Origin of the sequence: Paenibacillus sp. FSL H8-0048 (genome assembly GCF_038002825.1) — a bacterium.
Classification (GTDB): Bacteria; Bacillota; Bacilli; order Paenibacillales; family Paenibacillaceae; genus Paenibacillus_AQ.
This window is the reverse complement of the sequence record NZ_JBBODF010000001.1, coordinates 750,641-763,744: the sequence shown is the minus strand read 5'-3', so window position 1 is coordinate 763,744 and position 13,104 is coordinate 750,641. Positions and strand designations below refer to the sequence as shown.

Here is a 13,104-nt window from a genome sequence, read left to right as displayed (position 1 = left end):
TGGGCCCGGCTCAGGCGGAGACAGGAGTCTCCAGGACTACACTATGCAGTATTTGAAAGGGCTGCTCTCACAGGTCACCGGCCTTGAGATCGAGCGGATCAATGCGGGTCAGAGTCTGGAGGAGTACGGAGTAGACTCGGTTGCGATTATGGAGATTAACGGTCTGCTGGACAAGGATTTCCCGAATCTTCCGAAGACGCTTATGTTTGAATACGGCAATCTGGCTGAGCTGGCCGGGTATTTCGTTCAGCATCAGCGCGGGCTGCTGGAGGCGCACGCCGGATACCGGCATATTAGACAGAACCTGGAGCAGACGGAGAAGCCCGCTGTTCCGGCAGCAGCATCTGCAAGAGTACAGGACAAGCCTGTAGAGACAGTAGCGCCGAAGAAATACAGATCCTTCTCCGCACCCGGCAAGGACCGGAGTAACGAAGAGAAGCGAATACCTTCGCGTATCGAGCCGCAGGCCGTTCAGCAGGAACATCCGGCCAAGGACGGGGGGATTGCGGTCATCGGCATCAGCGGCGCTTTTCCCGGGGCCCGGAATCTGGATGAATTCTGGAGTAACCTGAAGCACGGGGTGGACAGCATCTCCGAGATTCCGCCGCAGCGGTGGGATCACAGCCGCTATTACGACCCCGAGAAGGGCAAGAAAGGCAAGGTGTACAGCAAGTGGGGCGGGTTCATTGACGAATACAATTGCTTTGATCCGCTGTTCTTCCAATTAACGCCAAGAGATGCGGAGCAGCTTGACCCGCAGGAGCGTCTCTTCCTGGAGTGTGCACACAGCGCGATTGAAGATGGCGGATATACCCGCCAATCCTTGTGGAACAGCAAGACCGGTGTCTTCGTCGGTGTCATGTACGGCCATTATCAAATGTATGGAGCGGAGGAGACCGTCAAAGGCAATACGCTGGCACTCAGCTCGTCGTATGCGTCCATCGCCAACCGGGTGTCCTATTTCTTCAACTGGAGCGGTCCCAGCATTGCACTGGATACGATGTGCTCCTCGTCGCTGACTGCACTGCATCTTGCCTGTGAGAGCATTTACCGGGGGGATAGCGAGATTGCGGTTGCCGGAGGAGTGAACGTAACCATTCACCCGGATAAATACCTGTTCCTGTGCAATCAGCGGTTCGCTTCGAGCGAGGGGAAATGCCGGGCCTTCGGCAGCGGCGGAGACGGCTATGTGCCGGGCGAAGGTGTCGGTGCGCTGCTGCTGAAGCCGCTGGCCAAGGCGGTGGAGGACGGAGACCATATCTACGGAGTGATCCGGGCGAGCTCCATCAATCATGGCGGCAAAACGAACGGTTATACGGTTCCGAATCCGAATGCACAGTCGGATATTATTGCCGAGGCGCTGCACAAATCAGGCATCCATCCACGGGCGATCAGCTATATAGAAGCCCATGGAACAGGTACTGCACTCGGCGATCCGATTGAAATCAGCGGCCTGACGAAGGCCTTCCGCTTGCAGACAACAGAGAACCAGTACTGCGCCATCGGCTCGGTCAAAAGCAATGTAGGCCATCTGGAGTCCGCAGCCGGAGTGGTATCCATCATTAAGGTGCTGCTGCAAATGAAGCATAAGCAGCTCGTGCCCTCGCTCCATTCCGAGGTACTGAATCCGAATATTAACTTTGCAGAGACCCCTTTCTATGTTCAGCGGAGCCTGGGAGAGTGGAAGCCTGTAGTGTTGGAAGAGGAGGGCCAGACCAGAGAATATCCGCGTTATGCTGCGGTCAGCTCATTCGGCGCAGGCGGCACGAACGTGCATGTGATCCTGGAGGAACACCGGAAGCAGGGAAGCCTTGTATCCGCGCATTACAGCGATAACACTGGCGGACCACACATTTTTATTCTTTCCGCCAAAAGCAAAGACCGGCTGAATGCGTACGCCAAGCACATCCTGGATTACCTGGACCGTACGATCCGGCCGGAGAGTGCGCCTGAAGAAGCAGACAGCAGCACGCTGAAGCGATACGTAGTCGCCGATATCACTGCCGCTCTCCTGCAATCGGCCCTGCTGCCCGCACAGATCAGCGCCCAGGAGGCCATTGATGAATACGGCCTGTCTAAAGAAGAGCTGATAACGGCCGCGGACACACTGTATGAAGCCTATCCGGTCCGGCTCCCAATCAGCCTCTGGACAGGCAGCACCACCATTGATGAGATTGCCGCTTATCTGCTGGAGCAGCTAGGTTCATCCGCCATTGCAGCCAGACACGAACGGAGCGCAGATTCTTCAGAAGCGCCTGAGCCTGAAGGAGGAATAACCAGCGCTGACGGTGCTGCCTCAGCCGATGGCTTCCGCCTGGAGGATCTGATCTACACGCTCCAGACCGGCCGGGAGAGCATGGAGGAACGGCTGGCAATCGTGGTATCCGGTACGCAGGAGCTGCGGGAGAAGCTGGGCCGGTTCCTGGCCGGCGACCGTAAAGTCTCCGGGGTCTATGCAGGCAACGTCAGCTCCGGCAGTGAAATCCGCGATGTCTTCACAGAGAGCGAGGAAGGAGAAGCATTCCTGTTGTCCCTGGTGCAGTCCGGCAGACTGAGCCAGCTCAGCAGATTGTGGACAAGCGGGGTGAACTTCAACTGGCAGCTGCTGTATCCGCAGCAGAGCAAGCCTTGCAGAATCTCCTTACCCACCTATCCGTTTGACCGGACGCGCTATTGGTACAGCTCTGCGCAAGACGCAACCGCTGTATACAACAGCAGCAAGCCTGCTGTCTTGGCTGCGGTGATTGATTCCAATGAATCCGTCTTTGAGGAGCAATGCTACAAAAAAAGCTTAAGCGCAGCCGACGCCTATCTGCATGATCATGTTATCCGGGGCCGGATGGTTCTGCCGGGGGTAGTCTATCTCGAAATGGCCTGGAGAGCCGGGCTGCTCGCCAGCCGGGAGTGGCGGGTGCAGTCATTAACAGATGTGAAATGGCGCAGAACACTGGAGCTGCCGGAGAATGCAGCCAGCTTGGACGTCTATGTCGGGCTAGCAGCTCAGGAAGAGGCAATCGAAGCCAGCATCTATTCCCTGAACGGGAACGGGCTTAGAGTACTGTATTGCACCTGTACTGTGAATTATTCGGAGCTTGAAGTGGCTGAATCGTTTGCCCCGGATACGGAGGCGGAGGCGGAAACGGCGGATATCGCACGTATGGTCCAGACCGCCAGCCGTACCACAGAAGGCGAAGACTGTTATGCGCTGTTCGCTGACCATGGAATGAACTACGGCATGAATCTGCGGCCGATTGAAGCCGTGTATACCGGAGTGTATGGTACCCTGGCGAAGCTGGTGCTGCCCGCAAGTACGCAAATGCCGCTCCATGAATATATTCTTCATCCGGCGTTTGCCGACGGAGCGATGCAGACCGCGCTGTATTCGGTGCTTAGCGGCCAGCAACAGACGGGAACCTTCGTTCCTTCGGTCTTGCAGGCTGTAGAGGTCTACAGGCCACTGACCCTTGTAAGCTATTGTCTGGCAGCGCCAGCACCAGCTTCTGGGCAGGAGCAGGGGATGCAGTTCGATCTGCTGCTGCTGAACAGCTCGGGCCTGCCGGCGGTGCGCTTCTCCTGCCTTTCGGGCCGGGATTTGACCCCGGGGATGCAGAGCAATATCGCAGCTCCGGCTGAAATAACCTCTTCAGCGGCAAGTGTGCTGCTGGACGAGATGCTGAATAAGCTGCTGGCCGGAGAAGCCGGAATAGATGAAGTTGAGAGAATGCTGGAGGGAAGCTAAATGAGATCAATTATTGAAAGGATCGCCAGCGGAGCCGTCTCCAAGGAGGAAGGCCTCCGGCAGATCGCCGCGCTGAAGCATTCGGATAAGCAAGTGCTCCTGACCTACACTAAAAGCTTGGCGGAACAGCCGCTTTCAGCCGGATCAGGTGATTCTTCCGGGCATCTGCTGGTGCTGGCGGCTGACGCAAGCCTGGAACCCATGCTGCGCAGCCAGTTAGCTTCCCGCTTCCAGTCGCTTACTTTTGCCGTGGCGGAGGAAGCAGGCGAGACCGAAAACACTGGACAAGAGCGGTATTCACTGAGCACTCAGGAGGATTACACGCGCCTGTTGTCCGGGCTGGAGCAGCAGGGGCGTTATCCCGGCAGCATTCTTCATCTTCTGTCGCAGGAGGAAGGGAGCGGGACGGAAGCAGCCATGGAGAGCGGCATCTATTCAATGTTCGCACTCACCAGGTCACTGCTTACCTTCAAGATACGTACCGGTATCAAGATCCTGTTCCAGTACAGACAATCGGATAATGATGCAGTACATGCCGCGCTGGACGGCTTCGTGAGAAGTGTCATGATCGAGAACCCCGGCCTGCTGTTCAAGACGGTGTCTACCGATCTGTGCCGTGCGGACTATGCCCCGTTCATGCTGGAGCAGCTGCGGCTGGAGCTGGGCTCCATGTCGAACGATCACCGTGAGATTCACTACCGGGAATCCCGCCGTTATGTGCCTCACTTTGAGCAGTATACAGCTCCGGCCGTTCCCTTCATTGAGCATATGCCTGCAGACTCCCCGGTCTACATCATCACAGGGGGGCTGGGGGCAATCGGCTATACACTGGCCCGGCATTTAGCGGATACCCGGTCCGCCAGTCTGCTGATCACCGGGCGAACGGCGCTAAACCGTACACTCGAAGACAAGCTGAAAACGCTGAGCAGTAACGGTAATAAGGTGATGTATATCCAGTCTGACGTTGCCAGCTCTGCGGATGTGCAGCGGCTGCATGCCACAGCCAGAGCAAGCTTCCCCAGGGTGAACGGAATCCTGCACTGTGCCGGAATGACCAGTGATTCCTTCCTCCTGCTTAAGGAGAGGGAGCAACTGGAGCAGGTGCTGGCTGCCAAAGTGTATGGAACGCAGTATTTATATGAAGCATTCGGCCGTGAGCCGCTGGACTTCATGCTGCTGTTCTCTTCCATCTCTGCCGTAACCGGCAATCTGGGGCAGAGCGATTATGCCTACGCCAACAGCTTCATGGACCATTATGCCAATAGCAAAAGCACATCTGATGGCACCAACGTCCTCTCGGTCAACTGGCCATTGTGGCAAGAGGGCGGGATGACAACGACGGCGGACAGTCTGGACTTCATGCGCAAAAATCTGGGCCTCTCTGTCCTGCCTACGGCTGAAGGATTGAAGGCCTTCGATAGAATCTGCCGCGATAGGCCGGGAAATGCCGTGGTGCTCTATGGGGACGCTGCGCGGATCGGGCAGACGGTGGAGTCGATCAATGACCCTCAGCGCGGGAACCGGCACAAGCCAGTCCAGGCAGGAGCAAACAGCGAAGCAGCACCCTTGCCGGAAGAAGCAACTCCTGAGGTAGTTGATACGGAGGTGCTTAAGCTAGGCGCGGAGCGGCTTTTAAAGGATATTTTCATCAAAGTAACCAAGATTCCGCCGCATGCCCTGGGCCTGGACGACTCCTTCGAGAAAATCGGCTTCGATTCCATCATGGCGATGAGCATCAATGAGGAGCTGGAGGCAAGCTTCGGCGGACTGTCCAAGACGCTGCTGTTTGAATACCAGACGCTGCGGGAGTTGAGTGAATATTTCACCGGACAGCATAGCGGTGTGCTGGCACGGCTCATTGAGCCTCAGATCAGTCCAATCCCTCCGAAGGCGGCGGTGCCGCAGCTTCATCGTCCTGCTGTGCGCCATCAGCCTTCCGGCAAAAGCCCCGTCACACCCAAAGCGGGCCGGCCTTCCGCTACTGCCGGGCAAGGGCAGAACAACCCTGGACGCAGCCGGGGCACGGAGGATATTGCCATCGTCGGAGTCAGCGGGAAGTTCCCGATGTCTCCGGATCTGGAGACCTTTTGGCAGAATCTGCTTCAAGCGCAGGACTGCATTACAGAGATTCCCGCAGACCGCTGGAGCATTGACGAATTCTATACCACAGACAAGAACCAGCTTGGCAAAATGTACTGCAAATGGGGCGGCTTCCTGGATGATGTCGACCGCTTCGACGCCTTGTTCTTCAATATCTCCCCCCGCGAAGCAGAGATTATGGACCCGCAGGAGCGGCTGTTCCTGGAATGCGCCTACAGCGCCATTGAGGATGCCGGATATACCCGCGATACGCTCGGCAGCCGCAAGGTTGGTGTCTTCGCAGGTGTCATGTACGGGCAATATCAGCTACTGGACGCGGAGGTGGACGGCAGCAAAATCGCCTTATCCTCAGTCTACGCGTCCATTGCCAACCGGGTATCCTATCATCTCAATCTGAACGGACCCAGCATTGCCCTGGATACGATGTGCTCCTCATCGCTTACTTCCATCCATCTGGCTTGTGACAGCATCCGGCGGGGGGAGAGTGACCTCGCGATTGCAGGGGGGGTGAATGTGTCGATTCATCCCGATAAATACATATTCTTAAGCCAGCAGAAGTTCGCGGCCAGCGATGGACGATGCAGAAGCTTCGGCGAGGGCGGTGACGGATATGTGCCCGGGGAGGGCGTAGGCGCCCTGCTGCTGAAAACGGTGGACCGGGCGGTTCAGGATGGAGACCATATCTATGCTGTGATCAAGGCCAGCTCCATCAACCATGGCGGGAAAACAACCGGCTATACGGTGCCAAATCCGTCTATGCAAGGCGCAGCGATTCAGGAAGCCATGCAGGCTGCGGGCATACACCCGCGTACAGTCAATTACATCGAAGCCCATGGTACAGGCACCTCACTCGGTGATCCGATTGAAGTCAGCGGACTGGTCAAAGCCTTCAAGGACGGGTCAGCCGACAAGCAGTTCTGTGCCATCGGCTCGGTGAAATCCAACATCGGGCACTGCGAATCGGCAGCGGGGATCGCAGCCATCACCAAGGTGCTGCTGCAAATGAAATACGGTGTGTTAGTGCCTTCGCTGCATGCGGAGGAGCTGAACAGCCACATTCATTTCGAGGATACGCCGTTTGTGGTTCAGCGGCAGGCGGGCCCATGGAATCGTGTAACGTTGCCGGAAGGCGAAGGACAGAAGGAATATCCGCGCCGTGCGGGAGTCAGCTCCTTCGGGGCAGGCGGAGCCAACGCGCATATTATTCTGGAGGAATACATTCCGCCAGAGCGCGGGGGGAAGGACGGAGACGGCAAAGAAGGCGGTAATATCCAAGGAACTAATGTCTACCAAGAACCGCATATCATCGTCTTGTCCGCCAGAACAGAGGACCGGCTGAAGGCCTATGCGCTGAAGCTTGCGCATTACCTGGAGCTCCCGGAGGCTGAGACAGCCAGTCTAAGGGACATAGCCTACACTCTCCAGCTGGGACGGGAAGCCTTCGCAGAGCGGATGGCGATTACAGCGGGTTCTGTCCCGGAGCTTAAGGGGCTGCTGGACGAATTCAATCAGGGCAGACTGCCGGATGGCAAGGTGTTCCGGGGGAATATCAAAGGCTTCAAGGATTACATTGAGCTGTTCAATGCCCAGCAGACGGGAATCTCTTATGTCGACATGCTGCTGGGCGGTGGAAATACCAGTACCATTGCCCGGCTATGGTCCCTCGGACTGGATGTGGACTGGCAGAAGCTATACGAAGCAGGGCGTTGCAGGCGGGTGCCGCTGCCTACGTATCCCTTCGCCAGGAACCGCTACTGGATCAATGAGGTGAAACGGCGGGATAACCGCCTGCCGGCTGCCGTCCCTGAGCATACTGGACTTGGAGAGCTGGTGGAGTACAATCTCTCAACGATTGGCGGCTTCCGGTTCTCCTCCCGGCCGGCGGTAATCAGCGGATTCTATGAACCGGTAAGCTGGCAGGGACAGGAGTATATGAACGGGTTGGGACTGCTCGCATTCGCGCGGGAGGCTCTGGAGCTGGCCGGATATGCCCGGGAGGAGCTGCAGCTGGAGAATATGGAGTGGTCGGGTCTTCTGAACCGGCAGCAGCTCCATCCTGCCCTGGATGTTCATATCTTCCCGGATCTTGAACCCGCTGCAGCAGAGATCAGGGCCGGGGAGCAGGTTGTCTTTCAGTGTACCCTGGCGGTTAAGGCTGACGGGACCGGGCCAGCCCGTTTAACAGCCGAAGAGATCCCGCTGGCAGGACAAGGGGGACTGCTCCTGAAGCAGAGCCGGAAGCTGCTCCGTTCGCTATATGGTATGGAGTCCGCACTGAGGCATGTCACAGGCTTGCACCAAGATCAGAACCGCCTGCTGGCCTTCGTGGATCTCGGTGAAGCCGCGCCTGCGGATTCTCTCAGCGCCGCAGCAGTGAATTCAGCCGTGCATACGCTGCTGGCCCTTGCAGCGCTGGAGCAGCCGCTGTGTCCAATGGTGCTGCATTCCATCCGTCAAATGTCTTACTCACATAAGCATTTGCAGCAATTTGCAGTTCAGGCCCGGCGTACTGCCGGTGATGAATATACACTGGCAGTGTTCACCGGGGATGGAGCAGCAGTCTGGGAGCTGCAAGGCGTGCGGCTTGCCGGACTTCAGACGGGGAAACGGGAAGCCCCCCTGTATTACACCACAGAATGGACTCCCAGCCCGCTGGAAGCGGCAGGGGCACTGACCGGTGATGTGGTGCTGTTCCTGGACGATCTGGAGGCTCTGCCCCAGTTCAAACGCAGCTTCGCAGCAGGGGCAAGGCTGATCTTCGTCACTGCGGCGGAGCAATTCGCCCATACCGGCGATAATCATTACAGCTTGCGCTTCGATGACAAGCAGCAGCTCCAGACACTGCTGGATTCCTTGCGGGCAAGACGCGTAAGCCTTACACAGCTGATCTATGCCGCATCGTCTGCTGCAATGGAGCCGCAGGACAAGCTGAACCACAGCATATATCCGCTACTGCTGCTGACCCAGGCGCTGATGCAGAGCAAGGCTGCGGCTGATATCCGTCTGGTCTATGCCTTCAAGGACACAGAAGACATGGGAAGTGTGCTGGATGCCTCGCTGGGCGGGTTCATCAAGACGCTGCGCCTGGAGAATCCCGGGTATTGCTTTAAGACCGTCTCCCTGGCCGCATCGTTGCGGCAGGAGGAGCTCCCAGCGATTCTCGGACAGGAGCTGCAGCTTCGCCCTGAGGAGCAAGAGGTGCAGTACCGCGCCGCAGGCCGGTTCGTCAAGCGGCTCGTTCCAGTCCGAAATGAAGTGGAGGTTGGCATTCCGGTCAGTATTAGAACAAACGGCGTGTATATTATCACCGGGGGACTTGGCGGTCTGGGGCGTGTATTCGCCGCTTATCTGGCAGGCACGGCACAGGCGCAGCTCATCCTGACCGGCCGTTCCCGGCTTGATCAGAATAAAGAGGCGCACCTGGCAACCGTTCGGGCGTATGGAGGCTCGGCAGAATACCTGGTCTCAGATGCTTCAGACAGTCAGGCTGCGCAGGAGCTGATCCGGTATGCGAAGCAGAAATACGGCAGAATTGACGGTATCCTGCATTGTGCAGGGACACACAGTGATGCCTATATTCTGAACAAGGACCGCTCTGACCTGGACGGAATCATCTCCTCGAAGATGATCAGCACACTGAATCTGGATCAGGCTGCGCAGGAGGAGAGCCTGGACTTCATCCTGCTGTTCTCTTCCATTACAGCAGAGACAGGCAATCCCGGACAGGCGGATTATGCTTACGCGAACAGCTTCATGAACGAATTCGCCCTGTACCGTGAACGGCTGGTTGCAGCAGGCAGACGCACCGGGCGCACCTTCTCGGCGGGTTGGCCGCTATGGGAAGCGGACGGCATGCAGCTGACCCCCGGGCAGCGAAGAATTCTTGAGCTTCAGACAGGGCTGACGCCGCTTCCGGTAGAGCAGGGGATCGAAGCCTTTGAATGGCTGCTCCGGCAGAGCAGTCATCCTGCGCTGCTTGTCGGATATGGACAGCCGGAGCGCGTGAGCAGCCTGCTGGACCGGATGAACCGCATGGAACAGGCAGAACGGAAGAATATCACTGAGGAAGCGGAGGAAGAGGCTGTGCCGGCCGTGCCGGGCACTGCCCTGCTGGACAGTACTCTGCAATACCTGACAGGACTATTCAGCGGGCTGCTTAAGCTGCAGCCGGAAGAGATTGATATCACTGCGGAATTCGAAGAGTACGGTATCGAATCGGTCATGGTCGGTTACTTCAACGGCAAGCTGGAAGAGGACCTGGGCGAGCTGTCCAAAACCCTGCTGTTTGAATACCAGACCCTGGAGAGTCTAGCTGCCCATATGGTCAGCCAATATTCCGGTCCGCTGAACAAGCTGTTCCATAGTAACGGGACAGGGAAGAACCTTCCGGAGCAGGCGCAGACTGACAGGGAGATAGACCTGCAATCAGAGCCGGGGCGCCGTCTGCCGGAATATGAAGCGGGAACTGCACCAGCCGCCGGGTACGCAGAACCGCCAGTCTTCCCGGTAGCCGGAGCTGCGGGATGGCCGGAGCTTATATCCTTTGCAGCACAGAGCGGACAAGGAAGCAGCAACAGCGGTGCGAACGGAGGCAATGACGAGATCGCAATCATCGGGCTCAGCGGCAAATATCCGCTGGCTGCAGATCTTGATGAATTCTGGAACAATATCGCAGCCGGAAAAGACTGTATCTCCGAGATTCCGGCAGACCGCTGGGATTACAAGAAATTCCTGGGCGGAAGCTTCGAGCAGGTACAGGAAGGTAAGATGTACAGCCGCTGGGGCGGCTTCCTTGAGGATGTGGACAAGTTTGATCCGGCATTCTTCCATATTGCGCCACGCGAGGCGGTAATCATGGACCCGCAGGAACGGATATTTGCCGAGACGGTCTGGTCCGCGCTGGAGGATGCAGGCTATACCAAGCAGAAGCTCCAGCGTCCCGGGGAAGAGCATGGCGCGAATGTCGGTGTATTCGCAGGGACAACTACCTATTCGTATCAGCTATGGGGCCCGGAGGAATGGGCACGGGGCAATCTGTCGGCCATGCCCAATGTGTCGCCTTGGTCCATCGCCAACCGTATCTCTTACTTGTTCAACTTCAGCGGTCCGAGCCTTGCGGTGGACACCGCCTGCTCCTCATCGCTTGCGGCCATTCATGCTGCATGTGAGAGCCTGAAGAACAAAGAATGCCGCCTTGCGGTAGCGGGCGGAGTGAACCTGTATCTGCATCCTTATAAATATGTGCTGATGTGCCAGACCAAAATGCTGTCGCCGACCGGCAAATGCCACAGCTTCGGCGAAGCAGCCGACGGGTTCGTCCCGGGCGAAGGAGTAGGGGCGGTTCTGCTCAAGCCTCTGTCCGAAGCCATTCGGGATCACGACCATATCTATGGCGTGATTAAAGGGACCGGCATCAACCATGGCGGCAAGGTCAGCGGCTACACCGTTCCCAATCCCGCTGCCCAGGTCAGTCTGATCTCCAGAGTGCTCGAGCAGGCGGGAGTGCCTGCGGACAGCATCTCCTATGTTGAAGCGCACGGCACAGGAACCAAGCTGGGCGATCCCATTGAGCTTAATGCGCTGAATCAGGTGTTCAGCGAAGCGAACCCGCCCAAGCAATCCTGTGCCATCGGATCGGTGAAGTCCAACATCGGCCATCTGGAAGCGGCGGCAGGCATCGCCTCCCTTACGAAGGTGCTGCTGCAGATGAAGCACCGCCGGCTTGCTCCTTCTCTTCATGCAGAGAAGACCAACAGCAATATTGATTTTGCGAATTCATATTTCCGTGTGCAGCATGAGGAGGGGCCTTGGACGGTTAATGGACCGGCCGGTCAGGCTGTCCGCAGGGCCGGTATCAGCTCCTTCGGGGCCGGCGGCACCAATGCCTATGTACTGGTTGAGGAATACAATGCTGAAGTTCAGCAGGGATTAGCGGCTGGGCAGTCGATCTCTGGCAACAGCGGCATAACCGGCAATGACATCAGCAGTAATGAGCAGGTTATCGTGCTATCCGCCAAAACTCCCTATTCCCTGAAGCAAATGGCAGTCAAGCTGCATGCTTTCCTGGGCAAGAACCGGGATGTCAGACTTGCAGATGCCGCCTACACCCTGCAGACCGGGCGGGAAGAAATGGCCTGCCGCCTGGCCTTCGCCTGCTCCAGTCTCCAGGAATTGCTGGAGAAGCTGAACAATTACATCGCCGGAGCGGGCTTGGAAGAGCACTATTCCGGTGTAGTATCCAAGCGGACCAGAAGGGAACTATCAACGGCTGGAGAGGCTTCACAGCTGGCGGCGGAATGGGTGCAGGGGGCCGGAATCGACTGGCCGAAGCTGCATTGGGGTGAGCAGGTGCGGATTGTGCCACTGCCGACCTATGCTTTTGAGAGAGAACGTTATTGGATTACACGAACCGAAGCTGCCGTTCCCGCTAATCACGGGGGAGAGGAGAAGCTGCATCCGCTGGTGGACCGCAACCGTTCCAGCTTCAGCAAGCAGCAGTACGAGACGGTCCTTAAGGAATCAGATCCGGCTTGCGGCCTGCCTCCTTCAGGATTCATCGAGCTGTTCCGTATCACCGCAGAGCTGTCGCTGGAAGCATCCAGCCGGGTGATTGAAGATGTGGTCTGGGGACAACAGCCGCAGCCCGGAGCTGCGGACAGCCTGCTGACTTCCCTGTATGAAGCAGGGACGCATGTTGAATGTGAGAGCGGCTACCAGAGCGGACAAGACGGATATGTCATCTGCGCCCAGGGCAAGGTGGCCGTCCCTGCTGGAAGTAAGTCCGCTGATCCGGTACCGCTGCGTATGAGCGGGCTGGGTGCGCCAATTCTTTTGCCGGAGGCTGATTCTGCTCTATACCGTCATCTGGAGACCGTTCAAGAACTGCAGACCGGCACTGGTCAGGCACTGGTCCGTATTCGCCTTAAGGAAGCACAGGAACCTGCGCAGCATCAGAATCAGGCACTATTCCATTATGCGGCGGTTGATGACATGCTGAATTCCCTGGTGCGGCTGACCGCAAAGGCAACCCGGCTTGAATACCGCAGGCTGGGCAGATGTACAGTGCATCATCCTTTGACCCGGGATGTCCAGCTGCTCGCTAAGTGGAGTACGGGAACTGACGGGCTGACAACCTATGACCTCTGTATCTTGGATACGCAGCAACGGGTACTGGTGAGTATGGAGAAGCTGACACTGAAGCTCAGTGAAGTATACACCCCGCAAACGGTCAATTCAGGAATGCACGCACCGGTCTGACCGGTCAG

The 13,104-nt window shown here is 57.4% G+C and carries 1 protein-coding gene and 1 pseudogene; both read left to right on the top strand.

What is annotated here, in order from left to right:
- Positions 1-58: 58 nt before the first annotated feature.
- Positions 59-3,586, top strand: a pseudogene (locus tag NSU18_RS03470) (beta-ketoacyl synthase N-terminal-like domain-containing protein); the annotation flags it as partial.
- A 153-nt stretch (positions 3,587-3,739) separates the two neighbouring features.
- Positions 3,740-13,096 carry an SDR family NAD(P)-dependent oxidoreductase gene (locus tag NSU18_RS03465; RefSeq protein ID WP_341148225.1) on the top strand — a complete coding sequence of 3,119 codons (9,357 nt, stop codon included), beginning with the start codon at positions 3,740-3,742 and terminating at the stop codon, positions 13,094-13,096.
- Positions 13,097-13,104: the final 8 nt, after the last annotated feature.

Bases quoted from the DNA above. Each gene is read 5' to 3' on its own strand.
- NSU18_RS03465 (WP_341148225.1), top strand. From the start codon at position 3,740: ATGAGATCAATTATTGAAAGGATCGCCAGCGGAGCCGTCTCCAAGGAG.